Genomic DNA, 25,838 nt, shown 5'->3' on the forward strand with positions numbered 1-25,838 from the left:
CTGGCGGTTGTGGCGAAGTGGTTAACGCACCGGATTGTGGCTCCGGCATTCGTGGGTTCGAGCCCCATCAACCGCCCCATACATTGGACCCTTAGCTCAGTTGGTCAGAGCAGACGGCTCATAACCGTCTGGTCGCAGGTTCGAGTCCTGCAGGGTCCACCATTTATACACCTGAATGAGCTGGAGGAATACCCAAGTCCGGCTGAAGGGGACGGTCTCGAAAACCGTTAGGAGCTTCGCGGCTCGCGAGGGTTCGAATCCCTCTTCCTCCGCCATTGACATATACTAGCAAAGATTTTATATATCACTTTTGTAATAGGTAACATACATAACTCGTTTTAGTCCTCTCTAGGTAGCTAGAGGGGGCTTTTTGTTTGGCAGGTGGATCGATTGGCTGCTCTTCAGATCGATGGATGATAAGTCTCTGGGTGGGAAAAGTATAGGGAGAAGAAAGGAGGTTGAAGCGTGATTTACAGTGTGGCCGAACTAACAGAAGAGCAATATGAGCAGATTAAAGAGCTAGAACATGAGATTGGCGTTGTTTTAATCGCTTATGAACCTGATAAAGCAGAAGGAATTGCTATTCAAAATATAGAAGAATAAGTTGGAACCTGTGTTTAGTGTTTGTTGATGTGAAGGCTCTGTTAACGGCCAGGGTTGATTTTTAAAGTAGTGAGCAGTGAGGCGGAAGGGACGAGACGCCTGTAGCGAACAGCAACCACAACGTTTAACAGAGCCAACGTGAAAAAAGAGTTATTTTTATTTACAGGTTTGAAAAAATGAGGAGAGGGAAAAGACATAATGGTAGCGTAACAATGGCTGATTCATTATTGTTGAAAAGTATTCATAACTTTGGTAAGTTATTCAATGAAATGGTTATGAGTATAAAAGTCCGTTTCATTGTTCGTAGCACTCCATGAATGCACAACAAGACACTATTTTACATTAAACAAGGAGGCGTTTTTTATGGCTAATTATGAACTACCAGAACTTCCTTACGCAGCAAACGCATTAGAACCACACATTGATGAAGAAACGATGAATATTCATCATGGGAAGCACCATAATACTTACGTGACTAAGCTGAATGCAGCGCTTGAAGGCCACGATGAGCTAGCTTCAAAATCTGTTGAAGAGTTGATCAGTGATTTGGATAAAGTTCCTGAAAATATCCGTACAGCTGTGCGCAACAACGGTGGCGGTCATGCTAACCACAAGTTGTTCTGGACTATTTTAAGCCCAGAAGGCGGCGGTGAGCCAACTGGTGAGGTAGCCGATGCAATTAATAGTAAATTTGGAAGCTTTGAAAAGTTTCAGGAAGAATTTAAAAACACTGCTCTTGCCCGTTTTGGTTCAGGCTGGGCTTGGCTCGTTGTAAATAACGGCAACCTTGAGATTCAGGACACCCTCAATCAAGACTCTCCACTTTCTGAAGGGAAAACGCCAATTCTTGGTGTTGATGTGTGGGAGCACGCGTATTACCTTAAATACCAAAACCGTCGTCCAGAATATGTAGACGCATTCTGGAACGTAGTAAACTGGGAAGAAGTGAACCGTCGTTTTAACGAAGCAAAATAAACTTGAATGGGTAAACACCATTTTGTAGAGCTGATGCTTTTGGCGTCAGCTCTTTTTTATGCTTATAGACAAACTAGTCACGCTCGCAGGTTTGAAAGCTTAAATAGTTGCGTGATGACAAAATGAAATAAGGATGGAAGAACAGGTCAACTGGCATATTTAAAGTTGGTAAAAGTTGTGCTAAAATAACGTTGCTCAAGAAATGGATATAGGAAATAATGGGGATGAGGAAAGCATTATGGGGAAACAAACAAAAAAAGCACTGCCTGCTATGCGACTGAATGTATTATTTTTCGTAGTATTTTTACTTTTTTTAACATTGATACTTAGACTCGGATATATTCAAATTGTTGAAGGAGAGGAGTATCAAGAAGAACTGCAAGCTACACAACAGGCTTCAGCCCAAATTGACGCCCCTCGTGGACTAATGTATGACCGGCATGGCAATGTAGTTGTTAATAATGATCTTGTTCTTTCTTTAACGTATACAAATACACCGAATAACGAGAAAGAGCGTTTAAAAGTAAGTGAACAGTTAACAAAGTATATAGAAGTCACTGAAGATGATATAGATAACATTACTGAAAGAGAATTGAAAGATTACTGGCTGCAAACTCGTGAAGATGAAGCGGCTTCTCTCATAGACCAAGAAGATATCGAAGAGTTGGAGGAAGAGGACGATCTCATTTATGAACGGCAGCTTGACCGTGTTACCGAAGAACATTTAGCTGATATTGATGATGAAGAAATGGAAACTGTGGCTCTATGGCGGCAAACGCTGGGAGGATATAACCATGCCCCACACCGGGTCACGAGTGTTGAGACAGAGGAGGCTCATGCTATTAGTGAAGATCTTGAAAACCTCCCTAATGTAGATCTGTTACGTGATGCAGAACGGTCGTACCCTTATGGTGATACATTTCCGACCTTTTTTGGCGGCACAGGATCAATTCCACGTGAAAGTATTAATGAATACATGGCGAGAGGCTATGAACGTTCAGATATCATTGGGACTACTTTCCTTGAAAGCCAATATGAAAATGTATTAAGGGGAGAAAAAGGCCTGCGAGAGACAGTGCTTGGAGACACGGGGCCTACCGTGAATGAAACGCCTGGAAGCAGAGGAAATGATTTGGTATTAAGTATCGATATGGCTTTGCAACAAGAAGTAGAAAGTATTATTCGTGAAGAAGTGGAAGCATCGCCGGGGGCGTTCTTGGCTGAAGAAGAAGCATATGTCGTATTAATGGACCCATCCACAGGAGAAATATTAAGCATGGCTGGATACGATGAGCATTTAGGGACAGTCTCCAGTTCATTTGAAATGGGTTCTTCCATCAAAGCGGCTACAATGTTAGCAGGCTTTTCATCAGGTGTAATTGATCACGGAACCATTATCAATGATACGCCGATCGATTTGCCAGGCACTCCTCCTATTAGTTCCTGGCGCAGCTTCGGACCAATTAATGATATAAAGGCCCTTGAAGTTTCATCAAATATTTATATGGCAGAAATCGCGATGCGTCTTTCCGGGTTCCAAGGAGGCACAAACTGGGGAGATTATCCCAGTGCTTACCAAACATTACGAAACTACTACCATGAATTTGGATTAGGGATTGATACAGGTATAGATCTGCCATCTGAAACAACTGGGATTGACGGTGGGGTTGCCGACCCAGGAAATTTACTCTTTATGAGCTTTGGTCAGTTTGATACCTATACGCCGCTGCAATTGGCGCAATATATTGCAACGATTGCTAACGACGGTTACCGAATGCAGCCGCAATTAGTTAAGCAAATTCGTGAGCCAAGTATTGGAGATGATGATTTGGGGGCAGTGATTACACAAAATACACCTCAGGTGATGAATCGAATTAGTGCAAGCGATGCTGATATAAACCGGGTTCAGGAAGGACTTCGCCACGTGGTGGAAGGTTCAGAAGGTACAGCAGTTGCAGATTTTGAAGGTACGCAATATACACTGGCCGCTAAAACTGGAACAGCCCAAGTTTCGGTTAACGGCCAAAACGGGAACAATCAGACGCTTGTAGGTTACGCTCCATATGAAGACCCAGAGGTGGCTTTCGCTGTTGTAGTGCCAAATGCTCGTATCCAAGACCAAGGTGGAAGATCAGGTATTGCAAATTCAATTGCTCGTCGGATTCTCGATGGATTTTTTGAAGTGCAGGAAGAGCGTCCTGACCCAGAAGAAGCGAGTGAGGGTACGACACAAGATGAATATCAAGACGGGGCTGAAGAGCTTGAAGAATAATTTTCTCAACACTCTTTAACACAGACGAAAATTAGCAAGCGAAAAAGAGGAGCTGTCCCAACTGGGGCCAGCTCCTCTTTTTTACTTACTCGTGGCCAAGTAAGTGCTCGACAATTTCATCTTTTTCCATGGTACTCTCAAATTCATAAGTGCCTGTCTGGATAGCTCCATCAGCCTCTTTCTCAGCAATTAATGATTGCAGAGCGTTTTGGTCGTCAACAATATCTGCTTGATGGAGACGTTGGGTGATGTCAGAAGAGCTCATTCCACTTTCAACTATTAAATGATACCTATAGATTGCTTCTTCTTGTTCCGAAGTTTCTTCTTTCTCGGCGGTCTTTGCTTCTTGTAAGTTGTTTAGTTCCTCGTGCTCTATAACAGCATACCCTTCATTTTCCAACCGATCTCTCATTTCTTTCAACGATAATGAGGGTTGGTCGCCTGAGTCACTCACCGTCTCATCTACATCCTCTATCCAGATAAGTGAATATAGAATAAGGAAGATGGCAGCCACTAATAAACCTGAAGCCACACCGCGCAGCCAGCCTTGCATATAGTGTCACATCCTTATGTAATGGGGTACTATGTTAGGGTAACCTTGCTAGAAAATGTCTGACCTCATCAGGGGTAAGCTCCATTTCTGTTGCAATTTCTTCCACTGAATATCCGGCGCGGAACCAACTGATCACTTCTTCTTGTAATTGATCACTTGTAAACTGAGTTGAGCCAACTTGTAAAGTGGTTTCATGCAGCAATTCTTCCTCTAACACGTTCAGCTTTTTTTTCAGTTGATACACTTCTGCCATCATAGTCATTGAAAGTTGTTCAACATCTTCCTTGGCACTTGTTTCTTTTTTGGTCACCAAAAAAGAAAGAGCAAATAAACATGTGCTTATTATTAGAAATGATAAAATCAACCATTCCAATTTACCAATCCCTCCTCACTTACGAACTCATTATACAATGTTCATGTAAAAGAACGAAACCAAATTATTCCGTATAGTGGTTAAGCGAGCTTTTAGTTGAGGGCTTCATGCTTCAAAACTGTCTTGCCTTCTAGAGGATACAAGTTATGAATACCGCGCTCTTACATAAGAAAATAGTAGAGAATCGAGTTTTTCTAAAAGATTTTATAACTCTTTCTTGATTCAAGTCCATCGGTTTGCTATTATGAGTTAGTATGAATGAGAACGATGATTGGAGGGAATCCATTATGCGTGTACAAGTTACACTTGCGTGCACTGAATCTGGTGACCGTAATTACATTTCTACAAAAAATAAGCGAACAAACCCGGAACGTATTGAAATGAAAAAATTCAGTCCTCGTTTGAATCGCCATACTGTGCATCGTGAGACGAAGTAAGCAGACGGATTTATTCCGCTGCTTCTTTTTTTTGGCAAAGTTGTTGGGCCGATAAAAGGAAGGGGACTAAATCAAACAGTGAGCTTGTGAGAATTGAGTACACGGTTTAAATCTTCAGTGCGGGATTTCACGGTGCGGAGAAGGTGTTTCCATGTTATCCTTAGATTTTAGAGTGTAGCCCTTTTCTTCTTAATCAATTGCAGAACATGATAGAGTGAGTAAAATGATTGCAGCACTGAAAGCAAAAAGGTGGGAAATGCAGTGGTTGAAAAGAGTGAAATTAGAAGACGCGTGAGTCAAAGCTTTAAAAATATGGATGAGGCCGTATACTTACGTTCGAGCGCAGCACTTCATAAGCATTTAAAAAGCTCTGAGCTTTGGGAGCGTGCTCAAGTTATTGGTATTACAGTTGCTACGAATCAGGAGGTTGCAACGATGCCGCTGATCTTATCTGCTTTACAAGAAGGTAAGCGTGTAGCCTTGCCGGCTGTTGATAAAGGCGGACATATGCTTCATTTTTATTTTATTGATGATCTAACTGATATTCAAACCGGCTTTGCAGGCATAAAAGAACCAAGAAGAGCAAACGAAAAACAAGTGAATTCGGATGACATTGATTTATTAATTGTGCCAGGTTTTGCTTTTACGAATGACGGCTACCGTATTGGGTATGGCGGCGGTTATTATGATCGGTTTTTAGCAAACTGGAATGGTATAACCTGTTCGTTTGTTTTTCCCTTTCAAACCAATATTGCATTCCCAGTAGAAGAACACGACATACCGGTTCAGTATCTTGTTTGTGAAGATGGACTCCGAAAATGTTAATGTTACTTCTATTTATCGTGTGTATTATCGGAATTGCAAGTTATAAAAAGTGGCTCAGTCCAACCGGTGCAGCAGCAGCATTTATTGTTGGCTTAGTTATCGCCCTCGCTTTTTCATGGCCAGGCCTTATCATATTAGGTGCTTTTTTTGTTTCCTCTTCATTGGTAAGTAAATTGAAGAAAAAGGGGGAAGAGGAAACAGTAAAAGATGATAGTACCCGCACGGCCAGGCAAGTATTTGCAAATGGCGGAGTAGCAGCGAGTGCGGCTTTAGTCTATATCGTGTTCCCCGATTTTATTTGGTTTGCTGCATTTATTGCATCGTTAGCAGCGGCAACAAGTGATACGTGGGCTTCGGAGTTTGGCCGGATATTTGGTGGTAAGCCGAGACATCTTCTCACCTTTAAGCTGCAGCCTAAAGGAACGTCAGGAGCTATTTCATGGCCAGGGACTGTAGCAGCTTTAGGCGGAGCACTATTTGTAACGGGTACGGCTTATTTAATTGTTGGAGGAGAGAATTCATTTTCATTAACAAGCTTAGTGATATTAACGTTAAGCGGGTTTTTAGGTCAGTGGGTCGACACGTTAATGGGAGCACTGCTTGAAGTGGAATATGAGTGTTCTGTATGCGGAATTGTGAGCGAGGACAAAATGCATTGCCAGACTGCAGGCGCTGTTGCTTCTGGGTGGTCATTTATAAATAATGAAGTAGTTAATACATGCTGTACATTAAGTGGTGCTGCCTTTGCCATTTTATTTTTATTATAAGTGCTATTAAAGGCCAGTGTTGATTTTAAAAAAGGGTTGCTGAGAGTGAGTTAGAAAAGCAACAATGGGACACTGTGTGAAAGAGGAGGCCAAATCACTTGTTGCAATATTAACACGTGTCCCGCGAACAGGCTGAAGCGAACATCAACACCATTTCACAAAGGCTTATTGTTAAAAGAAAATAAAGGGAGGCGAAACAGAGATGGACCGGGAACGCTATTCACGGCAAATGTTGTTTGCTCCGATTGGGGAAGAAGGCCAGGAGAAATTAAAAAATTCGGCTGTACTTATTGTTGGCTGCGGCGCATTAGGAACGGTTGCGGCAAATCAGTTGGTTCGTGCTGGGGTCGGCCATGTGCGTATTGTCGATCGTGATTTTGTAGAAACAAGCAATTTACAACGACAAATGCTTTTTACAGAAGAAGATGCAGCTCATATGATGCCAAAAGCAATTGCTGCTAAATCTCGCTTGGAAGAAATGAATTCCGGGGTAGAAATCGAAGGGATTGTGACCGATGTAAATGCGGGCTCGATTGAAAACTTGTTGGAGAATATGGATTTGGTTGTTGATGGTACGGATAATTTTTCAACGCGTTTTTTACTTAATGACGCATGTTATAAACATGGCCTGCCGTATATGTACGGGGGAGCGGTCAGCTCGAGAGGAATGAGTGCCTCCTTTATTCCAGGTGAGACGCCATGCTTACGCTGCTTACTTGGGAGCGGTTATGATTCAAGTGGTGATACATGTGACACGATTGGGGTTATTAGTCCAATTGTTGATATTATTGCTTCAATTGAAACTGCTGAGGCGTTGAAATGGTTGACGGGTCGTAAAGATAAAATGAGACGGTCACTTTTACAAATGGACGTGTGGTCCTTTCAAACACAGGAAATCACGTTTAAGAGTCCACGGCCAGACTGCCTGACGTGTGGAACAAAGGAGTATCCGGATTTGCAGCAGGCAAGAGCAGACGAAGCGGTTTCAATGTGTGGAAGAGACAGTGTCCAAATCCACAGCCGTACTTCCTTTGATTTAAATCAACTGGCTGAACAATTACAGGCGGTACTTAACGTTGAGGTCACCCCATTTTTGCTTCGCGTTGAGATCAGTTCGGATGAACGATTGGTCGTATTTTCTGACGGGCGTGTGCTGGTCCAGGGTACAGACGATATTTCGAGAGCTAAAACATTGGTTGCTCGCTATATTGGTTCTTAACAATTTTGTTGAAATCTAATGATTTTTCCGTCCCTAACAACTTGTGAAATAATGTACAATATAAGTGAAGGATTTCACAAAGTTTGGCTGTAGAGGAGAATGGATTATGTCGTGGAAAAAGACAACCCGTGTAGCGGTAATCGGCGCTGGTTTTGTAGGTTCTAGCTTTGCCTATGCGGCTCTTAATCAGGGAGTAGCAGATGAACTTGTGTTAATTGACCTCAATCAGCAAAAAGCTGAGGGAGAAGCGATGGACTTAAATCATGGCGTGCCTTTTACGAGGCCAATGACTATTTGGGCCGGGACTTATGCGGATACGGAGCAGGCCGATATTGTCATCATTACAGCTGGCGCCAATCAAGGACCTGGAGAAACACGTTTAGATTTAGTGGAAAAAAATGTTGCCATTTTTGAATCTATAGTGCAAGACGTAATGAATGTTGGGTTTGACGGCATCATTCTTGTAGCTACAAACCCTGTCGATGTGTTATCTTTTGCTACTTGGCGCATGTCTGGTCTGGAACCCGGACGTGTAATTGGCTCTGGTACAATTCTAGACACCGCCAGATTGCGCTATTTGTTAAGTGACTACTTTCAAGTGGATGCTCGAAACGTTCATGCTTCAATCGTGGGAGAACACGGAGATACGGCTCTACCCGTTTGGAGTCATGCAGCCATAGGCGGCCGATTTATTTCGGATTATGTGAAGGATGAGAACCATTATGCCAATTGGGAGGACCTTGAGCAATTATTTGTCCAGGCACGTGAAGCAGCTTACGATATTATTGAACGTAAACAAGCTACGTATTATGGAATTGCTATGGGGCTCGTTCGCTTAACGCAAGCTATACTCCAGGACGAGAATGCAGTGCTTACCGTTTCTGTACTTTTACAGCAGGAATATGGTGAAGACAATGTGTATATTGGTGTTCCTGCCATAGTTAATGGTGACGGTGTCCGCGAAGTGGTTGAACTTCCTTTATCCTCTCAAGAAGAAACAAAATTTAAACATTCCGTTAATGTAATGAAAAATATAACTCAGGCGCTTTAGTGCCACTTTCAATCGTTGCGCATAAATAGCCACAGACTGGCTCACACTACGTAATGGTGATGGATATGAATAATCAATTATGGTACACAACAGGTACTTCCTTAATTATTGTCTTGCTCGCATTAGTGTGGTACCTAACAGACCGAAAAAGTCTCTATAGGTTTTTCATGCGTTTCTTGCTAAAACCGATGCTTCAAATTCCATGGCTGCGCACTTTGATTTTGCGACGCATTCAGCAAAGGTTTGAGTTGCGAACCGAGTAGTCTCGGTTCGCTCTTTTAATGTATAAAAAAGTTGACTGCTACTATCTTTAACATAAAATTGCCTTATAGCGGGAAAAGTACATCAGAATTTAAGAATGGCATATATGCGAAGCAATCGCCACTTTGCTTAAAGCTTGCTATACTAGCTTCAGGAGGTAGATGCATGCGCTGGAAAACGATTTGCTTCGATTTAGACAATACGCTGCATTCACATGATACAGCTTTTATTCGTACTGTACGAATGCTTTTTGATAAAAAACTGCATGAATGGCGTAATAAAGGATTGAATGTCTCTCATATTAAGCTTGACTCTGTAGTAGGCACGTTTAAATATTTCAGTGATGAGTTATGGGACAAAAAAGAAAGTGGCGAATGGAGCCGGGAAACTTACCGAAGAGAGAGATATAAACAAACAATGGAAACATATGAGTTACCGAACGACCTTCATTCAGCTGATAGGTTTCATGAAGAATATGAAAAAAACGTTCCCTTTTATGGTGTGCCTTACGAAGGTTTGTATGAAGGTTTGGAACAGTTGGAAAAGCATGGATTTCAATTAGGAATAATAACAAATGGTCGTTCGACTACGCAGCTTAAAAAATTTGAAGCGCTCAATCTGTCTTCCTATATCTCCCAAAAATCTTTATTTATTTCTGGGGAAATGGGAACGGCCAAGCCGGAGAGAACCATTTTTCAACAAGTAGCAGAGCACTTAAGGGTGGAAGCAAATGAAGCATTATTTGTGGGAGATGCCTGGGAATTGGATATTGTCGGGGCCATAGAAGCAGGCTGGGACGCCCTTTATCTCAATACGAGTGCTCAACTGCCCACTACTGAACACCAACCGGTCGGCCAGGCATCGTCGTTTAAAGAAGCGATCGAGCTAATTGTGACTCTGGATTCAAAAGCGAGGTGAGAAGATGGATGAAGAAATCATGCGCCAAAACCATATGTATTGGCAGCTTGTTTACCATCTTGCTATAACATGTGATATGAGAATTGTTAATATTAGTAAAGATAATAAGCAGGTGTGGCTTGAACGGGAAGATAAAGATGACCCTGCTCTTTTTCGGATTGTGAAAATGGATGTCATTTGGAGCAGGGAGCTACAGAAAGACTTGGATAGCATGCCGGTTAAATTTCGGCAAATCCGTAAACAAATGCCGCTGCGAAAACCAGATTTGTATAATGTTTATGTCACGAGCTACCCGCCTGTAGACGAGGCGGGTCCTCTGTTGGAGCAAGATAGAACAGCAGGTCAAACGCCTATTAAAAGTTACCTGCTCCCGGCAATTCCAAACCGCTGGCACACGCTCGATGAAGTAAAAGACTTTGTAGCTTCAGCTAAGTGCGAAAAGAGGTTTTATCCGGAGGGGTTTACATGGCACGAAGAGGACACAGCCCGCCTGCGCCAAGAGGTGAAAGATAAACACAAACAGGCAACTGAAAAAGACCGAGAGTTTTTTTTGTTCGGAAAGCCTTTATTTACGACAACGCTCCTAATTATAATTGCCTTAATTTTTATGTATATGGAAACGGTTGATGATACGACCAGTGTGTTAACGCTGATTGAATTTGGCGCGAAATACAACCCAGCAATTATAGAGGGAGAATGGTGGCGGTTAGGATCGGCTATGTTTTTGCATATCGGGTTTCTTCATTTTTTTATGAATTCGCTTGCCTTATTCTACTTAGGTGGAGCTGTGGAGCGAATTTTTGGCACTACTCGTTTTATTTTGATCTACATTTTAGCTGGCCTTATAGGTTCAATAGCAAGCTTTGCGTTTAATGATCAAATTTCAGCTGGAGCTTCAGGTGCTATATTTGGTTGTTTTGGAGCGCTTTTATATTTTGGAAGCATTCATCGAAAGCTATTTTTTCGTACAATGGGGCTAAGTGTAATCGTGATCCTGGTTATAAACCTTGCTTTTGGCTTTATGGTGCCTATGGTAGATAACGGGGCGCATATTGGCGGTTTAGTAGGAGGGTTTCTTGCTTCAGCGGCCGTGCATTTGCCAAAACATGGATTGAAATGGCGTCAGCCGGTGATCCTGCTTTTAACAGGAGTGGGGGCTATTGGCTTGTTTATATTTGGGCTACAGACCGAAGACGGTGAAATGGCTGGGATGATTCAACTGCAAATCAGTCAGGAGCTATTAGAGGAGGGACAGTACGAAGAGGCTTACGAATTAATTACCTCTGCAATAGAGGAAGGGGAAGATAGTGCCGAAGCTTATTTTCTCCAGGGAAACGCAGAAGCTCAGCTCGCCATGTTCGAAGAAGCTCGAGAAAGTTACTTTGACGCCTTGGAACAACGAGCTGATTTTCATGAAGCATATTATAATTTAGCACTGGTGTATGTTGAATTGGGTGATAAAGAAGAAGCCTCAACTTATGTTAATGAAGCAATAGCCATTCAAGAACAAGAAGAGTATGAAAGGCTTAAGCAGCACCTTCAAAACTCCATGGATGAGTAAGTTTGTATGGGGTGCCGTCTTCTAGCATTAATAATAAATGCAAGTCTTCTTCATCTAAGACAATAATAGGCATTGAGCTGCCGATTGGCGTTGTAAGAGTTCCATCCTCGCGCTTCACCCCTTCGAGAATATGGTCTCGGTACATGTGCCAGCTTGTCGTAACTACTTGCTTAGCTTCTCTGTCAGATAACTGTTTTGGTCCGCTCTCCATCCATTCGTTAAGATGGTTCCAACTAATAGCAGGTATGTCTTTAGGAATGTCAAAGGCAAGCCGCAACTGTTTGGCTTCATGAAGAAGCTGCTGCTGAAACACGTGGTCGAGCACATACCGCCCTTTCCGCTCACGGTCATTTTTGGGTTGAGTAAAAGCATGTATGTTCGTATGAGGGGAATTCGTTGTATACAATTGGGCAGAAGAGATTGCGGTTGCCCGTTCTAAATTCTTTGTTTTAAGCTGGTGTTTTGTCCACGCATCGAAGCGTCGGCTTCCTTCATGTGTTGTTGTTTTTAATTTTTTAAGCTTATCTGTGTCCGGTTCCCAAGCTTCAAGAAAAAAAGATAAATGACTATTCTCGAACACAAGCGTTAGGCTGGATTGTTCATACATCTTTGCTTTTGTCTCGGTGGAAGCTTGGGTGACAAGCTGATATTCATATTCATTTTCTACTTTTGCTAATTCAAGTTCGGTGTCTATTTTAAGGCTTAACGGATCATTTGAACTTTTGCTGAACGCTTGTTCTTGGTCCATACATATGAAAACTATAATGGCTAGAGTGAAACATATCCATCTCATGCTTTTACCTCCATCAACCTGTCGTTTCTATTTAAATTGTGGAAAAACCGGTTCTACTATACCTTTTGAGCATGTTTTTTATCTGGTCAAGCATATAGTAACGATTAAGGAGGTGTGAACATGCTTGACCCCGCAAGCTTTGCTTTTGTTTTGGGATGTTTTATCATCTTGCAGAAAACATGGTCTCCTAACCGGCTGGCTTTCATGATCTGGTTTATAACGCTTGTTGGTGCTTATGTAGGACGGGTGATTGTTCACACGTGGGAAGTGCTGTATGTTCCTATTGTTCTCGAAATTGGTTGGAGTTTAGCTGTTTTATTAATGGTAGTCCTGGGTTTGATGACATATCAGCCAATTCAAGGGTTGTTTAGAAGAGAAACGCAGCCAATGTGGGTATTATTGTTTGTGGCCTCCTTTTTCTTGGGAGCAAAATCACTGCATATCTTTGGGGAAGGTTTTGGCTATTTATTAGTAAGCGGTTATATGACTTTATTTTTTATTCTTGGCATGCTGGGCATGAACCGTCTGCTTGTCAGTGGATTTTCTTTTCGGACCGCACCGTTGATTCCGTTTGGAATTCTCGTTGTGACGATAGTCTTAAAATTGATATAATAAAAACGGGTGTTGTAAATGGAAACCATGCGAGATGTACGAGAATTATTAAAAACATATGGAACATTTGTGTATACAAAGGATAAAAACGTTGATTCAGACCTCATGGAACTAGAATTAGAAGAATTAAAGAACTACGGGCTTTTGGACCAGGAGACTTACCTTAAAGCTCGTGTTATTATACAAAAAGCTCGTAAAGAAAAGCCTTTGTTTTAATCGAATACTTAAGAGGGAGTTGGGTTTAGTGACTACATACGTTGCAGGAATAGATGTGGGAGGGACAAGCGTTAAACTCGGGTTATTTACTATTCTCGGAGAACGGATCGAGGTTTGGAATATACCGACAGACTTGAGTGACACCGGGGTACACATCCCTCAGCAAGTAGCAGAATCCATATATGAAAAAATAGACACACTAGAACTGGATAAAGAAAAATTTATCGGGGCCGGAGTGGGAGTCCCAGGCTTTGTTCGACCTGCCGATGGTGTGGTGAAATTTGCAGTAAACATCAAATGGAGAGATTACCCGGCTGCCACAGCGTTTAATCAAGCACTGGACCGCCCGGTTTTTGTTAACAATGATGCTAATTTAGCTACTGCGGGAGAAGTTTGGCGCGGAGCTGGGAAAGGTGCAGAGAATGCGGTATGTATAACCTTGGGAACCGGCGTAGGAGCCGGCTTAGTTGTGCACGGGGATATTTTAAGCGGGAAAGCTGGAACGGCTGGGGAATTTGGCCATGTCAATGTGGTACCGGGAGGAAGAAAGTGTGAATGTGGTGGATACGGCTGTTTAGAGTCTTATGCGTCAGCTACTGGTCTAGTAGGGGTAGCAACCGAACAGCTGCATGAGCATAAAGAATCTTCCTTACATCAAATTGATACTATATCAGCCGCAGATATATATCATGCAGCAGACCATGGTGACCAATTTGCTCAGAAGTTAATAGATGATGCCGGGTATTATCTTGGATATGCCATTGCGAATATGGCGACCGTGTTAAATCCAGAAAAGATAATTATTGGCGGCGGGATGTCAGCTGCTGGTGATACATTGCTGCAACCAGTTAGGAAGGCGTTCGAACAGTTTGTACTTCCAGAGGCCGGTGCCAGTGCAGAGATTGCATTTGCTGAGTTAGGCAATGAGGCCGGGGTGAATGGAGGTTCTTGGCTAGCAGTTAAACGACTCGATAGGCTTCCTGCAGATCAAATAGAATAAATAGTTGGCACTTTTCTTGCATAAAAGATAGGCGAACAGCTCTAATAACAAGCTAGAGGAAGGGGAAAACGAATGAAGCAAAATCTTTCTTTACTTGGTGTGCCAATGGATCTAGGCCAAAATCGCAGAGGCGTGGATATGGGCCCTAGTGCAATGAGATATGCAGGCGCAGTGGAGCGTCTCGAAGCGATAGGCTATAATGTGGAAGACCTGGGCGAGTTAAGAGTGGAAAAGGATAGGATAAAAACAGAATCGACCAGCAACCTTAAACATCTGCCTGAGGTGGCAGCTATCAGCCAATCGCTTGCCGAATATGTGAAAGACATATTGTCTCGTTCACATTTTCCGCTTATCTTAGGAGGCGATCACAGTATATCCATTGGTACGCTTGCTGGGGCCTCTTCGCAATTTAAAAATATGGGTGTTATTTGGTATGATGCACATGGAGATTTAAATACAGCAGAAACATCGCCGTCAGGCAATATTCATGGCATGCCGCTCGCGGTGGGTCTTGGCCATGGCCACCCTAAGCTCACTTCGATCGGAGGCGATGAGCCAAAAATCAATCCAGAACATGTGGTAATCATTGGCGCCCGCGCCTTGGACGAGGGTGAGAAAGAATACATTGAAAAAACAGGTATGAAAGTACTTACAATGCATGAAGTTGACCGGCGCGGGATGGCAAGTGTTATGCAGGAAGCCATTGATACATTAAGTACAACTTGTGACGGGGTTCATCTTAGCCTTGACCTGGATGGATTGGACCCAATCGATGCCCCAGGGGTGGGGACACCGGTCGTAGGAGGTCTTAGCTACCGTGAAAGTCATTTGGCTATGGAAATGCTTGCAGAAGCGGACATATTGACTTCGGCTGAGTTTGTGGAAGTAAATCCTATACTCGATGAAAAGAATAAAACGGCTGAAGCGGCGGTGGCCCTTATAGGCTCCCTTTTCGGGGAAAAATTAAAATAATGAATGTTTGAGAGAAGGAAGGGAAAGCATTAATGAGCGCTTATCGCACAGAACGTGACTATATCGGAGAAAAAGAGGTACCAAAGGATGCTTACTACGGCATTCAAACGGTTCGTGCACAAGAAAATTTTCCGATAACCGGCTATCCGCCACATAAAGAGCTGATTCGAGCGTTTGGATATGTGAAGCATGCTGCTGCTTTATCCAACCGCGATGTTGGAGGGCTTCAGCCTGATTTGGCCGAAGCGATCATAGAAGCAGCTGAAGAAGTGACAAATGGTGATTTTGACGATGAATTTATCGTGGATTCTATTCAAGGCGGAGCAGGTACTTCCTTTAATATGAATGCGAATGAAGTCATCGCTAATCGCGCGATTGAAAAGTTGGGTGGGGCTAAAGGAGATTACAAGAGGTTAAGTCCAAACAGCCATGTGAATATGGCGCAATCTACGAATGATACATTTCCGACTGCTATCCATATTGCCTGTTTGCACCTGGCTCAAGGTCTAAAAAAAGCATTAGGAGAAACGGTTAAGGCGTTTGAAGAAAAAGAGCGAGAGTTTGACGATGTACTAAAAATGGGGCGCACGCATTTGCAGGACGCGGTCCCCATTCGGCTTGGCCAGGAGATGGGGGCGTATAAGCGCGTCTTAACACGGGATTTAAAACGGGTCGAGCAGTCATTGGAACATTTATATGAAATCAATATGGGAGCAACAGCCGTTGGTACTGGGTTAAATGCTCATCCGCAATATATTGAAACAGTGACCAATCATTTGGCTGATTTAACAGGTTTTCCATTTTATCATTCCAATCATCTTGTTGATGCAACGCAAAACACGGATTCATATACAGAATTATCAGCTTCATTGAAGGTGCTTGCGATTAACCTTTCCAAAATCTCAAATGACCTGCGCTTAATGAGTTCGGGACCGCGAACTGGATTCAATGAGATCAATCTGCCGGCTAGACAGCCAGGGTCTTCGATTATGCCAGGGAAAGTAAATCCCGTAATGTGTGAAGTAATTAACCAAATTTCTTTTCAGGTTATCGGTAATGACCACACAATTTCCATGGCATCAGAAGCAGGACAGCTGGAATTGAATGTAATGGAGCCCGTGCTTGTCTTTAACCTGCTTCAATCTTTATCTGTACTGCAAAATGGGTTAGAGGTCTTCAAATCTTATGCGGTTGAAGGTCTTACTGCAAATGTAGAAAGGTGTCGCGAACTAGTGGAAGGCAGTGTCGGCATCATAACCGCTATTAATCCTCATGTTGGTTATGAAACGGCTTCTCGCATTGCGAAAGAGGCTCTGCAGACGGGACGCTCAGTGCGCGAGATTTGCTTAGAGCGCGGCATTCTTTCCAAAAAGGAACTAAATGAAATCTTGGATGCAAAAGAAATGACAAACCCAGGCATTGCTGGGGCTCATTTTATGTATCAATAAGTAGTGTCCGACTATGTAGGATAGAAAAGACAGCTGCCTAATTTAGCAGCTGTCTTTTTTCATTTGCTTAAACAAGACCATCCTTTTGATGTTTCAATCAGCCAAAACATCTTTGATTTCGGACAGTGCCCACTCTAAGTCGCTTTCCGAAATAATAAGAGGGGGTGCCAGGCGAAGCACATTTTCGTGTGTTTCTTTACACAAAAGCCCACGGTTTTTTAATTGTTCACAGTAGGGGCGGGCTGCCTTAGTAAGTTCAATTCCAATAAACAGCCCTTTGCCGCGAATTTCTTTGATAATGGAACTGTTTATAGTTTGTAGTTCTGATTGTACCCAATTCCCAAGCTTTTGCGACCGTGTCCATAGATCTTCTTTCTCCAGGACGTCCAGGGCTGTTGAGGCGACTGCACAAGCAAGTGGATTCCCACCAAAGGTAGACCCATGCGAACCTGGCTCAAACACATCCATAATTTTAGCATCACTTGCAATTGCGGAGATTGGGAAAACTCCGCCGCCCAAAGCTTTGCCTAAAATATACATATCTGGAGAGACGTTTTCCCAATCACAGGCAAAAGGTTTGCCTGACCGGCCGAGCCCGCACTGAATTTCATCGGCTATATAGAGTACATTCTCCTTTTCACATACTTGTTTCGCTGTTTTCAAAAAGCCTTCTGGAGGAACGTTTATACCTGCTTCACCTTGAATAGGTTCAAAGAGGAAGGCGGCCGTGTTTTTGGTAATCGCTTGTTTTAGAGCGTCTATGTCTCCGTACGGAATGACAACAATACCAGGCAGGAGCGGGCCAAACCCGTCCTGGTATTTCTCATTCGAAGACATGGAAACAGCGGTCAGCGTCCTTCCGTGAAAGTTATCTTCACACACAATAATTTCAGCTTGTTCTTGCTGCACTCCTTTTTCCCGATAAGCCCAACGCCTGGCTGCTTTGACAGCTGTTTCAACGGCCTCGGCTCCTGTATTCATAGGAAGTATCTTTTCTTTGCCAGTAAGATTTGAGAGCTTTTCGTAAAATGGTCCTAGCTGGTCGTTATGAAAGGCTCTGGAGGTTAACGTGATCCGATCTGCTTGCTGTTTCAATGCGTCTATTAACTTAGGGTGGCGGTGGCCCTGGTTCACAGCAGAATAGCTGCTAAGCATATCTAAATATTGCTTTCCGTCGACGTCTTCGACCCACGCACCTTCGCCTTTAGCGAGAACTACAGGCAGTGGGTGATAATTCTTCGCTCCATATTCATCATGAAGTGTGATATGAGTACTCGTATTCACCATCTCTTTTTACCCCTTTCACTATTGGCTCCGCTATGTAATTATGCAAAAAATGTGCCAATCCATCATCCTCGTGAGTCAGCATTGCCATTTCCTCCTTTTATTATTTGTAAAAAAAGTTAAGCGGAGCAAAATAAATTTGCTCCGTATATGCAAATTTATTTTTCAAATTGAAGAGAGCAAGGTATACTAGATATGCAGCCAGGAGGTGACTGCAAGTGGTATCCTCAAAAGACGAAAACTTGTTAAAACATATGACAGATGCCCTTATTCAACATATCGATACTGGTGTTCATATCATTGATGACCGAGCACAAACCATTTATTACAATACGAAAATGGCTGAGATTGAAGGGATGAAGCCAGAAGATGTGTTGGAAAAACCAATTTATGAGCTTTTCTCTTTCATGGAAAGTGAAGAAAGTACCTTATATGAAGCGTTGACCAAAGGGAAGCAGACGGTCGGACGCCGCCAGACATATAAGAATCAATATGGTGACAAGATTGCAACTATTAATGATACGTTTCCTGTACGCAGCGAGCAGGGGAATATAGTAGGCGCTATTGAGTTGGCCCGGGATGTCACTCAATTAGAGAATTTAATTCAAGAACATATGCAAAAGCGTGCTCGTACCTCATTTACGTTTGATCATTTGATTGGCGAATCTAAAGCGCTTCAGGAAGTTATTCAAGACGCCAAACGAGCGACGCGCACAAGTTCGTCGGTGTTAATTGTCGGCGAGACGGGAACGGGAAAAGAAATATTTGCTCAAAGTATTCATACCGGCAGTGAACGTTCAGCTGCGCCGTTTGTAGCTCAAAATTGTGCTGCTATTCCCGATCAATTGCTAGAAAGTCTTTTATTTGGAACCAAAAGCGGAGCGTTTACCGGAGCGAAAGAACAGGCTGGTTTATTTGAACAGGCTAATGGAGGGACACTGCTGCTAGATGAAATTAACTCTTTAAATACACCTTTACAAGCCAAGTTATTGCGGGCGATTCAAGAAAAAAGAGTTCGCCGAGTCGGAGATACGAAAGAAAAAGAAGTAGATGTCCGCATCATTGCTACCATGAACCAGGATCCTGTAGAAGCTGTTAATGAAGGGAGACTTAGAAAAGACTTATTTTACCGTTTGAGTGTTGTTTCTTTGTTTGTTCCTCCATTGCGGGAACGAAAAGAAGATATTGATGAACTTATTTCATTTTTTATTACAAAATACAATCAGTTGTTTCGTTTGGGCGTAACAGACGTCTCTACCGGGGTTTTAACATACTTGAAGGCCTATGACTGGCCGGGTAATGTGCGTGAGCTTGAACATATCATTGAAGGCGGACTGAATTTTATGGATGCTGGAGAAAAGGTTTTAAAGGTTGAGCATTTACCTGGTCACTTTAAAATAAGAATTCTTCCTGAACTTGAAAAAGAAGAGATAGAAAATGAAAATGAAGAAGCAATCGTGAGCCCAGTAAATTATGAAGAAGAAATTCTGCCATTAAAAACCGTTTTGTATGAACAAGAAAGAAACTATGTAAAACATGCGTTAAACCAATATAACGGGAATGTTTCCAAAACGGCCGAAGCCCTGGGATTAAGCAGGCAAAGTTTGCAGTATCGGCTGAGAAAATTAAATTTGAACTCTACATGACAAACCATAAGTGGATGATAGGGTGGCTGAACATTTGCTAGTAAGGAGAGTTCCTTATGGATGAACACCTTTTTGTAATAGAGAAGCAAGCTGAAACCTTTTTCGCAGGACAAAATTATGTCATAATAGAGTTAACTGGATAAGGGAAACGACTGGGGGTGCTTGCCTTGGAGCGAGCTGAGAAAAAGGTGTGTGTCCTTTTACCCCAAGAACCTGAACTGGTTAAAACCAGCGGAGGGAAGTCGGATCAGTTGCTTACGTATGCTCCGTCATCTCTCCTGAGGTGGCGTTTTTATTTTTGACTCTCTTAAAGGCAAATGTTGATAGTTTAGAATGATGTTGTTTGTAGTTCAAAGCGCGAGACGCTTTCGGGAAGAGCATTAGCCAATGATCCCTCAGGGTGGTTTTCCCGAGGAAGCACAAGCAATGCCTGAGGCAAGCGAGCGTCTTTAGTGAAAATCCACAGCAACATTTAACAAAGCCATTTATTAAAAATCTTCTAAGGTGGCGCGCCTTTAATATAGTAGGGTTACATGCGGATCCTGAATGCATTAAGAATATAAAAAGGAGCAGGTACACATGAAAGAGTTTAGCTTATATGCTATTACCGGAGAAGAATTTCATCCTAACCGATCTTTAAAAGAAGTGATGACAGAGGTATGTGAAGGAGGAGCTGATATTATCCAACTTCGTGATAAGACAAGCTCCAAAAAAGAGGTACTTGAAAAAGCATATATGCTGCGCGAGCTGACAGAAGCGCATGGTGTCACATTTATTGTGAATGACCACATCGATGTAGCTTTAGCAGTTGATGCGGATGGGATCCATTTAGGTCAGGACGACCTGCCGCTACAAGAAGCCCGGCGTATTGTCGGACCGAATAAATTAATCGGCATTTCTACCCATGCAGTCGAAGAAGCAAAGGAAGCAGAAGCGCATGGAGCGGATTATATTGGCGCGGGGCCTGTTTTTCCGACAAACACAAAATCAGATGTTGTTGACCCGGTCACAACTGGTTATATTCAAGAAATCGCTAATTCCGTGTCCATCCCGTTCGTGGCCATTGGAGGCATTAAGCTCCAAAACGTCGACGAGGTTCTTGAAGCGGGAGCGACACGTGTTTGTGTAGTTAGTGAAATTGTAGGCAGCAACGATGTGAAAGGTGTCTGCCAGCATTTCGTGCAAAAGTTAACTGAAAAAGGAGGGGCCTAGATGCAGCTTTGGATTAACGGAGAACAAGAACAACTTCATAATGTTAGCACGTTATACGACGTAGTGAAGCATTATGGCCTTGAAAATCGCATGGTGGCTACTGAAGTAGATGGTGTCATCATTGACAGAAGCGAGTGGGCAGACCAGAAGCTGTCAGAAGGGACACAAATTGAACTCGTTCACTTTGTTGGGGGAGGTTGATGAGATGACAAATAAAGATGTACTAAAGATTGGCGATAAAACATTAACTTCCCGCTTATTCCTTGGAACGGGCCGGTACCCAAATCCGTTTGTCCAACAAGCGGCCATTGATGCCAGTGCAGCAGATGTTCTTACGTTTGCTATTCGCCGCGTGAACCTAGAAGCGCCTGATGAAGATGCAATTCTACAGCATGTGAAACAAAAGAGTTTTCAGTACCTCCCCAATACGTCCGGTGCTAATTCGGCGGAAGAAGCTATTCGAATTGCTCGTTTGTCGAAAGCTTCTGGTTTAAGTGATTGGATTAAAATTGAAGTAAGTGTAAACGAAAGAACGTTGCTTCCGGACCCGATTGAAACGTTAAAAGCGACCGAAACACTGGCTAACGAAGGGTTCACAGTACTCCCATATACGTCCGATGACCCTATATTGTGCAAACGCCTGGAAGAAGCAGGTGCACATGCGGTTATGCCGGGAGCTGCCCCAATCGGAACTGGACTTGGAGTATTAAACCCTTATAATCTCTCGCTCATCGTCGAAGAAGCAACTGTGCCGATCATTGTGGATGCAGGTCTTGGCTCTGCAAAAGATGTAACGGAAGTAATGGAATTAGGAGTAGATGGCGTCTTAATGAATACACCGATTGCAAAAGCTAAAGATCCTGAGCTGATGGCCCTTGCTATGAAACAGGCGTTGGAAGCAGGGCGCAACTCGTTTTTGGCCGGACGAATTCCTAAAAAACGCTATGCCACAGCTTCAAGCGGATATGATTCGCTCGTTTCAAAGCCAAATAATAGCTGATCTCATAAGGAGTAGGAAATGACAAAGCAAATTGTAATTATTGGCGGGGGCATCGTCGGCCTGTCCACTGCTTTAGAGTGCAGGGTAAGAGGATTTGAGGTAACAGTGTTGGAAAAAAGCGCTTTTGGCGGAGCAGCAACAGGAGCGGCGGCCGGCATGCTAGCCCCTTTTTCAGAAATTGAAGAAGATCCGGATGATTTTTTTGTGCTCGCAATGGAAAGTTTACGCTTTTATCCAAGTTGGGTTGAAACGGTGCGGGCTCATACGAAGCTTGAATTTGAATACAGCAACAGTGGAAGTCTTCATATTGTATATCATGAAGCAGACCGATTGTCGCTGGAAAGCCGGAAACGCTGGCAAGGAGACTTTAACGTCGATGCTCGTATTGTAGAAGGAGAAGAGTTGGCCAAACTTGAGCCAGCGCTTTCTAAAAACGTGCAGGCGGCGATGTATTATCCGGAAGAGAGCCATGTCTATACCCCAGATTATGTGGCAGCGTTAGAAGATGCTTGTAAAAATACAGGGGTTGTACTGAAAGACAAGTTAGGTTCTGTAACAGTAAACGAGTGGCAGAATACGGTCCGTTTACTCACTGAGAGTGGCGAGCAGGTGGAAGCAGATCAATTAGTTATTTGTTCTGGAGCCTGGGCGAAAGAAATGGAAGAGGTGTTTGGTCTTCGCTTGCCGGTATTTCCAGTACGTGGTCAAATTTGTGCTTATGAAACGCCAACACACCCTGTATCTCATATCGTGTTTTCTCCGCAGGGTTACTTCGTTCCCAAAGATAATGGAACGCTTGTAAACGGAGCATCTGAAGACTTGGCCGGATTTAATACCGACGTAACGCAAGAAGGAATTGATCGTTTAACGAATTGGAATCCAAATGTTTTCCCATTTCTTGAAGCAGAAACTCCTTTTCATGAATGGGCCGGCCTGCGACCAGCAACACAAGATGGGTTTCCGTTCTTAGGCAGTCTAAGGGATTATCCTCATATTTTGTTTGCCACTGGTCATTATCGTAATGGGATTTTACTCAGTCCAATTACGGCACAGATTATAGCGGACCGGATTGAACAAAAAGAAGATCGGCTAGCCTTGGACGCTTTTCAACCTGAACGCTTTACAAGATAGGGCCGTTCCACGGGGAATAGATTTGACAGGTATATAAGCTTTTAAAAATAGGGAAGTGGAAAATAGTCGAAGGGAGCATGAATTGTGGCGATAAAAAAAGCATTAACGATCGCAGGTTCGGACAGTGGTGGTGGCGCTGGTATTCAGGCAGATTTAAAAACGTTTCAAGAACGAGAAGTGTTTGGCATGAGTGTAATCACTGCTTTAACGGCTCAGAACACACAAGGTGTGCATGGGGTTTTTCCTCAAACGACAAATTGTGTTGAAGCTCAGCTCCAAGCTGTGTTGGATGATTTACGCCCTGAGGCAATTAAAACGGGGATGCTCTTTTCAGCTGAGCTCATTGAATTAATTGCTTCATACTTTCATCGATATGAGCTTGAACATGTGGTGGTTGACCCGGTTATGATTGCTAAAGGCGGGTCTGAGTTATTGCAAAGTGAAGCCGTGGAAGCTTTAAAGCAAAAGCTCCTGCCTCACGCGTATATGCTGACACCGAATGTTCCGGAGGCATCAAAGCTTTTAGAAGGAGCAGAAATACGGGATAAAAAAGATATGAAAGAAGCAGCATTTGCCCTTAGGGAGCTCGGGCCAGAACATATTGTGCTTAAAGGTGGACACTTAGAAGGGGAAGAGTCTACTGATATGTGGTGCGATGGGGAAACAGTGAAAGAATTTCGTGTTGGCCGTGTAGAGACTACACATACTCATGGCACTGGCTGTACTTTTGCAGCTTGTCTGGCTGCAGAATTGGCAAAAGGTAATACAACAGAAGAGGCTGTTGCTACTGCCAAAGCTTATATTACGAAAGCGATCGTCCATTCGTTAAATATCGGTACAGGCATCGGGCCTACGGACCATGCTGCGTATCGGTTATATCAGGATTAATGTTGACGTTATAAACTCTGTTAAACGAAGTTGTTGAGTAAGCTTATTGTGTGGTGCTGAAGGAAAATAAGGTAATTATCTTGTCAGCCCCGGGATCCATAAGTCTCAGCAGCCCCTTTAACAGAGTTTTTCATTTTAGCCAACATCCACAAACCCTTTACAGCTACAGGTGGACGTTTTCACCATAGGCCCAAGGACGCCAGCGGCTTGGTCTTCACTTCGTTTGACCTCGCCATGTCTTCTTTTTCGCGGACAACGCTTGCATCTCCTCGGAACCCCCGTCCTGCGGGGTCTTTAGTCGTTGTATTCGGGGTTGCTGAAAAACTGTTTATCGTTTAAGAAATGGTTTATCTTTATACTATAATCTGTATAAAGGGGTTGATGAGCTTGCGCAAGCTCGATCTTCGTGGAGAAGTCAGCGGCTGGAGTCGTCCCCTTTAGTTTTTTCTAGGTTGATGTGAACAGCCACGTTTGAAACGTTTTCAAAAAGGTTTTTCATTCACTTTGCTTTACATACCGGGAAAAATTTAAGATGATTTAAACGGCGGTATAATCCAGCGTTTGAATTGTTAGAAGTGAGTGATACTATAGGCGAGGTGAAAGGGTTGTTTAATGGAAATAAACTGGTCGTTATTTTGCCGATCTTCTTAATGGCTTTTATGTTTTTTGGTGGATGGTTTTATTTGCAGCAGTCAGACGTAATAAGTAATGAAGACCTTTATGAACATGTAGAGTTAGAAGCTCAGTTAGAGGAAAACTCGACCCAGCAACTAGACGTATCCTGGGAGTGGAGGGAGACGCCTGAAGAAGGATTAGTAGGCGAGGATTACATTGGCATTTCTGTAATAGATGAGGATGAACAACCGCTCTTGTCTGAAGAGATTGAAGAGGCTTCCTTACAATTATTTGATGGGGAAGACGTGATCTATGAAACCGAAGGAGAAGAAGTAGAAAATGGGATTATCTTTTCATTCCCTAATGAACTTGAAGAAAACGTAACATACGGAAACGAAGGACACATAAATATGACCATTACAGGATCTGCTGAGTCGGCCAGTGTGAGTTATTTGCATACGTGGGTGGAGCATGACGGCCTGGAAAGCGAGGATGCTCGCTTTTTCTCCCCATCCTTTGCAGGGCAGGATGAAGAAAATGTTTCCTGGGTGATTGAACGGTTTGTTGAAGCAGGGGAGGTTTCAGGAGGACAAGGGACGGGAACACCATAAATGAAAACACATCATCATATGTTTAGGAGGATTACTCATGGCTATTGCAGATGTCACAATTGTTCCGGTGGGACAAGAAAGTATGAGCGATGAAGTAGCCCGGGTCCATGAAGTGTTAGACCAATACGACGATAAAGTGAAATATGAATTAACCTCAATGAGTACCATTATTGAAGGGGACCTGCATGATTTATTCCAGATCATTGAAGAACTTCATCATGTTCCTTTTTCAAATGGAGCTAACCGCGTGGCTACCAATATACGTATCGATGACCGCCGCGACACGGTGGAATCGATTGAAGGTAAAAAACAAGCGGTTAGAGACAAAAAACATCAATAAACGAACAATTAAAAACAAAGGGCTCTCTTCTAAAGAAGAAAGCCCTTTGTTTTTATGTTGGCTGGGATGGCAGGATTCGAACCTGCGCATAACGGAGTCAAAGTCCGCTGCCTTACCGCTTGGCTACATCCCATTGCTATTTTCTATGATGCCAAAAAGAGAAAATTTATATACATTTATTTTAAAAAAAGAAGGGAATTTTAGCAGAGGGGTCGAATAATTGCATAACCCTAGATAAAGAAAGCAGGTGATGCA

Annotated in this window: 27 protein-coding genes, 4 tRNA genes and 1 riboswitch; of the genes, 26 read left to right on the top strand and 5 right to left on the bottom strand. The window is 43.1% G+C overall.

The window, feature by feature from the left end; translation table 11 throughout:
• Positions 1–3 precede the first annotated feature (3 nt).
• The 6 genes from D469_RS0112620 to D469_RS0112650 all read left to right on the top strand — a co-directional run bounded on the left by D469_RS0112620 (position 4) and on the right by D469_RS0112650 (position 3,850).
• A tRNA-His gene (locus D469_RS0112620) sits at positions 4–79 on the top strand.
• A gap of 6 nt (positions 80–85) precedes the next feature.
• Positions 86–162, top strand: a tRNA-Ile gene (locus D469_RS0112625).
• 20 nt (positions 163–182) lie between these two features.
• Positions 183–275, top strand: a tRNA-Ser gene (locus D469_RS0112630).
• Positions 276–465: 190 nt separating this feature from the next.
• Positions 466–603: a hypothetical protein gene (locus tag D469_RS22100; RefSeq protein ID WP_018923759.1), complete on the top strand. Its 138-nt coding sequence runs from the start codon at positions 466–468 to the stop codon at positions 601–603.
• Between the two features lie 363 nt (positions 604–966).
• The gene (locus tag D469_RS0112645) at positions 967–1,578 is read left to right on the top strand and encodes a superoxide dismutase (protein ID WP_018923760.1); all 612 of its coding nucleotides are present in this window, start codon (positions 967–969) and stop codon (positions 1,576–1,578) included.
• Between the two features lie 238 nt (positions 1,579–1,816).
• Entirely contained in the window at positions 1,817–3,850 is a 2,034-nt protein-coding gene (locus tag D469_RS0112650) for a peptidoglycan D,D-transpeptidase FtsI family protein (RefSeq protein WP_018923761.1), read from the top strand.
• 85 nt (positions 3,851–3,935) lie between these two features.
• Here the strand turns inward: D469_RS0112650 and D469_RS0112655 are convergent, their stop codons facing one another.
• A complete protein-coding gene (locus tag D469_RS0112655) occupies positions 3,936–4,403 on the bottom strand; it encodes an endolytic transglycosylase MltG (RefSeq protein WP_018923762.1) in 468 nt (155 codons plus the stop codon).
• Positions 4,404–4,437: 34 nt separating this feature from the next.
• Positions 4,438–4,776: a DUF433 domain-containing protein gene (locus tag D469_RS0112660; RefSeq protein WP_018923763.1), complete on the bottom strand. Its 339-nt coding sequence runs from the start codon at positions 4,774–4,776 to the stop codon at positions 4,438–4,440.
• 287 nt (positions 4,777–5,063) lie between these two features.
• Between D469_RS0112660 and rpmG the strand changes: the two genes are divergently transcribed.
• From rpmG to D469_RS0112695, 7 genes are all read left to right on the top strand, one after another.
• Positions 5,064–5,213 (top strand): 50S ribosomal protein L33, encoded by a 150-nt coding sequence (gene rpmG / locus D469_RS0112665; RefSeq protein ID WP_018923764.1) that lies wholly within the window; start codon positions 5,064–5,066, stop codon positions 5,211–5,213.
• 261 nt (positions 5,214–5,474) lie between these two features.
• Positions 5,475–6,038, top strand: coding sequence for a 5-formyltetrahydrofolate cyclo-ligase (locus D469_RS20295; RefSeq protein ID WP_018923765.1), 564 nt, complete (start codon positions 5,475–5,477; stop codon positions 6,036–6,038).
• A complete protein-coding gene (locus tag D469_RS0112675; protein WP_018923766.1) occupies positions 6,032–6,805 on the top strand; it encodes a DUF92 domain-containing protein in 774 nt (257 codons plus the stop codon). The genes D469_RS20295 and D469_RS0112675 overlap by 7 nt, the downstream gene beginning before the upstream one ends.
• 202 nt (positions 6,806–7,007) lie before the next feature.
• The gene (locus D469_RS0112680; protein ID WP_018923767.1) at positions 7,008–8,024 is read left to right on the top strand and encodes a ThiF family adenylyltransferase; all 1,017 of its coding nucleotides are present in this window, start codon (positions 7,008–7,010) and stop codon (positions 8,022–8,024) included.
• A 106-nt stretch (positions 8,025–8,130) separates the two neighbouring features.
• Complete coding sequence (locus D469_RS0112685; protein ID WP_018923768.1) at positions 8,131–9,075, top strand: L-lactate dehydrogenase; 945 nt, start codon at positions 8,131–8,133, stop codon at positions 9,073–9,075.
• Between the two features lie 426 nt (positions 9,076–9,501).
• Entirely contained in the window at positions 9,502–10,254 is a 753-nt protein-coding gene (locus D469_RS21230) for an HAD family hydrolase (RefSeq protein WP_018923769.1), read from the top strand.
• Between the two features lie 4 nt (positions 10,255–10,258).
• Positions 10,259–11,815: a rhomboid family intramembrane serine protease gene (locus D469_RS0112695; protein WP_018923770.1), complete on the top strand. Its 1,557-nt coding sequence runs from the start codon at positions 10,259–10,261 to the stop codon at positions 11,813–11,815.
• On the opposite strand, the gene D469_RS0112700 is transcribed toward D469_RS0112695, so the two are convergent.
• Entirely contained in the window at positions 11,781–12,608 is an 828-nt protein-coding gene (locus D469_RS0112700; RefSeq protein WP_018923771.1) for a hypothetical protein, read from the bottom strand. The two genes, D469_RS0112695 and D469_RS0112700, sit on opposite strands and share 35 nt — an antisense overlap.
• A gap of 120 nt (positions 12,609–12,728) precedes the next feature.
• On the opposite strand from D469_RS0112700, the gene D469_RS0112705 reads away from it, so the two are divergent.
• The 5 genes from D469_RS0112705 (at position 12,729) to aspA (ending at position 16,856) form a co-directional block, all read left to right on the top strand.
• Positions 12,729–13,220: a hypothetical protein gene (locus tag D469_RS0112705; protein WP_018923772.1), complete on the top strand. Its 492-nt coding sequence runs from the start codon at positions 12,729–12,731 to the stop codon at positions 13,218–13,220.
• Positions 13,221–13,238: 18 nt separating this feature from the next.
• Entirely contained in the window at positions 13,239–13,436 is a 198-nt protein-coding gene (locus D469_RS0112710; protein ID WP_018923773.1) for a YqgQ family protein, read from the top strand.
• 28 nt (positions 13,437–13,464) lie between these two features.
• A complete protein-coding gene (locus tag D469_RS0112715; protein ID WP_018923774.1) occupies positions 13,465–14,436 on the top strand; it encodes an ROK family glucokinase in 972 nt (323 codons plus the stop codon).
• 72 nt (positions 14,437–14,508) lie between these two features.
• Entirely contained in the window at positions 14,509–15,408 is a 900-nt protein-coding gene (gene rocF, locus D469_RS0112720) for an arginase (RefSeq protein ID WP_018923775.1), read from the top strand.
• 32 nt (positions 15,409–15,440) lie between these two features.
• Positions 15,441–16,856, top strand: coding sequence for an aspartate ammonia-lyase (aspA, locus tag D469_RS0112725; RefSeq protein WP_018923776.1), 1,416 nt, complete (start codon positions 15,441–15,443; stop codon positions 16,854–16,856).
• 93 nt (positions 16,857–16,949) lie between these two features.
• Here the strand turns inward: aspA and D469_RS0112730 are convergent, their stop codons facing one another.
• Positions 16,950–18,143 carry an ornithine--oxo-acid transaminase gene (locus D469_RS0112730; RefSeq protein ID WP_018923777.1) on the bottom strand — a complete coding sequence of 398 codons (1,194 nt, stop codon included), beginning with the start codon at positions 18,141–18,143 and terminating at the stop codon, positions 16,950–16,952.
• A gap of 215 nt (positions 18,144–18,358) precedes the next feature.
• Here D469_RS0112730 and D469_RS0112735 point away from each other — a divergent pair, with 215 nt between their 5' ends.
• The 8 genes from D469_RS0112735 to D469_RS0112775 all read left to right on the top strand — a co-directional run bounded on the left by D469_RS0112735 (position 18,359) and on the right by D469_RS0112775 (position 25,583).
• The gene (locus D469_RS0112735; protein ID WP_018923778.1) at positions 18,359–19,786 is read left to right on the top strand and encodes a sigma 54-interacting transcriptional regulator; all 1,428 of its coding nucleotides are present in this window, start codon (positions 18,359–18,361) and stop codon (positions 19,784–19,786) included.
• Between the two features lie 144 nt (positions 19,787–19,930).
• Positions 19,931–20,043: riboswitch (TPP riboswitch) on the top strand.
• Positions 20,044–20,365: 322 nt separating this feature from the next.
• Complete coding sequence (gene thiE / locus D469_RS0112745; RefSeq protein WP_018923779.1) at positions 20,366–20,998, top strand: thiamine phosphate synthase; 633 nt, start codon at positions 20,366–20,368, stop codon at positions 20,996–20,998.
• On the top strand, positions 20,999–21,199 hold the full coding sequence (gene thiS, locus D469_RS0112750; protein WP_018923780.1) for a sulfur carrier protein ThiS: 201 nt from the start codon (positions 20,999–21,001) through the stop codon (positions 21,197–21,199).
• 4 nt (positions 21,200–21,203) lie between these two features.
• Positions 21,204–21,998: a thiazole synthase gene (locus tag D469_RS0112755; protein WP_018923781.1), complete on the top strand. Its 795-nt coding sequence runs from the start codon at positions 21,204–21,206 to the stop codon at positions 21,996–21,998.
• An 18-nt stretch (positions 21,999–22,016) separates the two neighbouring features.
• Positions 22,017–23,129, top strand: coding sequence for a glycine oxidase ThiO (thiO, locus tag D469_RS0112760; RefSeq protein ID WP_018923782.1), 1,113 nt, complete (start codon positions 22,017–22,019; stop codon positions 23,127–23,129).
• Positions 23,130–23,213: 84 nt separating this feature from the next.
• The gene (gene thiD, locus D469_RS0112765; protein WP_018923783.1) at positions 23,214–24,017 is read left to right on the top strand and encodes a bifunctional hydroxymethylpyrimidine kinase/phosphomethylpyrimidine kinase; all 804 of its coding nucleotides are present in this window, start codon (positions 23,214–23,216) and stop codon (positions 24,015–24,017) included.
• Positions 24,018–24,592: 575 nt separating this feature from the next.
• Positions 24,593–25,243, top strand: coding sequence for a hypothetical protein (locus D469_RS20305; protein WP_156816990.1), 651 nt, complete (start codon positions 24,593–24,595; stop codon positions 25,241–25,243).
• 37 nt (positions 25,244–25,280) lie between these two features.
• Positions 25,281–25,583, top strand: coding sequence for an MTH1187 family thiamine-binding protein (locus tag D469_RS0112775; RefSeq protein ID WP_018923785.1), 303 nt, complete (start codon positions 25,281–25,283; stop codon positions 25,581–25,583).
• Positions 25,584–25,641: 58 nt separating this feature from the next.
• On the opposite strand, the gene D469_RS0112780 is transcribed toward D469_RS0112775, so the two are convergent.
• A tRNA-Gln gene (locus tag D469_RS0112780) sits at positions 25,642–25,716 on the bottom strand.
• Positions 25,717–25,838 lie beyond the last annotated feature (122 nt).

The sequence above is a fragment of the Salsuginibacillus kocurii DSM 18087 genome, from assembly GCF_000377705.1.
In the GTDB taxonomy this organism is placed as follows: domain Bacteria; phylum Bacillota; class Bacilli; order Bacillales; family Marinococcaceae; genus Salsuginibacillus; species Salsuginibacillus kocurii.

What these genes read in the sequence shown, in the direction of transcription:
- D469_RS0112685 (WP_018923768.1), top strand. Translation starts at nt 8,131, where the DNA reads ATGTCGTGGAAAAAGACAACCCGTGTAGCGGTAATCGGCGCTGGTTTT.
- rocF (WP_018923775.1), top strand. Translation starts at nt 14,509, where the DNA reads ATGAAGCAAAATCTTTCTTTACTTGGTGTGCCAATGGATCTAGGCCAA.
- D469_RS0112680 (WP_018923767.1), top strand. Translation starts at nt 7,008, where the DNA reads ATGGACCGGGAACGCTATTCACGGCAAATGTTGTTTGCTCCGATTGGG.
- D469_RS21230 (WP_018923769.1), top strand. Translation starts at nt 9,502, where the DNA reads ATGCGCTGGAAAACGATTTGCTTCGATTTAGACAATACGCTGCATTCA.
- D469_RS0112710 (WP_018923773.1), top strand. Translation starts at nt 13,239, where the DNA reads ATGGAAACCATGCGAGATGTACGAGAATTATTAAAAACATATGGAACA.
- D469_RS0112755 (WP_018923781.1), top strand. Translation starts at nt 21,204, where the DNA reads ATGACAAATAAAGATGTACTAAAGATTGGCGATAAAACATTAACTTCC.
- D469_RS0112645 (WP_018923760.1), top strand. Translation starts at nt 967, where the DNA reads ATGGCTAATTATGAACTACCAGAACTTCCTTACGCAGCAAACGCATTA.
- aspA (WP_018923776.1), top strand. Translation starts at nt 15,441, where the DNA reads ATGAGCGCTTATCGCACAGAACGTGACTATATCGGAGAAAAAGAGGTA.
- thiE (WP_018923779.1), top strand. Translation starts at nt 20,366, where the DNA reads ATGAAAGAGTTTAGCTTATATGCTATTACCGGAGAAGAATTTCATCCT.
- D469_RS0112730 (WP_018923777.1), bottom strand. Translation starts at nt 18,143, where the DNA reads ATGGTGAATACGAGTACTCATATCACACTTCATGATGAATATGGAGCG.
- D469_RS0112775 (WP_018923785.1), top strand. Translation starts at nt 25,281, where the DNA reads ATGGCTATTGCAGATGTCACAATTGTTCCGGTGGGACAAGAAAGTATG.
- D469_RS0112655 (WP_018923762.1), bottom strand. Translation starts at nt 4,403, where the DNA reads ATGCAAGGCTGGCTGCGCGGTGTGGCTTCAGGTTTATTAGTGGCTGCC.
- D469_RS0112675 (WP_018923766.1), top strand. Translation starts at nt 6,032, where the DNA reads ATGTTAATGTTACTTCTATTTATCGTGTGTATTATCGGAATTGCAAGT.
- D469_RS0112650 (WP_018923761.1), top strand. Translation starts at nt 1,817, where the DNA reads ATGGGGAAACAAACAAAAAAAGCACTGCCTGCTATGCGACTGAATGTA.
- D469_RS0112705 (WP_018923772.1), top strand. Translation starts at nt 12,729, where the DNA reads ATGCTTGACCCCGCAAGCTTTGCTTTTGTTTTGGGATGTTTTATCATC.
- thiO (WP_018923782.1), top strand. Translation starts at nt 22,017, where the DNA reads ATGACAAAGCAAATTGTAATTATTGGCGGGGGCATCGTCGGCCTGTCC.
- D469_RS0112700 (WP_018923771.1), bottom strand. Translation starts at nt 12,608, where the DNA reads ATGAGATGGATATGTTTCACTCTAGCCATTATAGTTTTCATATGTATG.
- thiS (WP_018923780.1), top strand. Translation starts at nt 20,999, where the DNA reads ATGCAGCTTTGGATTAACGGAGAACAAGAACAACTTCATAATGTTAGC.
- D469_RS0112695 (WP_018923770.1), top strand. Translation starts at nt 10,259, where the DNA reads ATGGATGAAGAAATCATGCGCCAAAACCATATGTATTGGCAGCTTGTT.
- rpmG (WP_018923764.1), top strand. Translation starts at nt 5,064, where the DNA reads ATGCGTGTACAAGTTACACTTGCGTGCACTGAATCTGGTGACCGTAAT.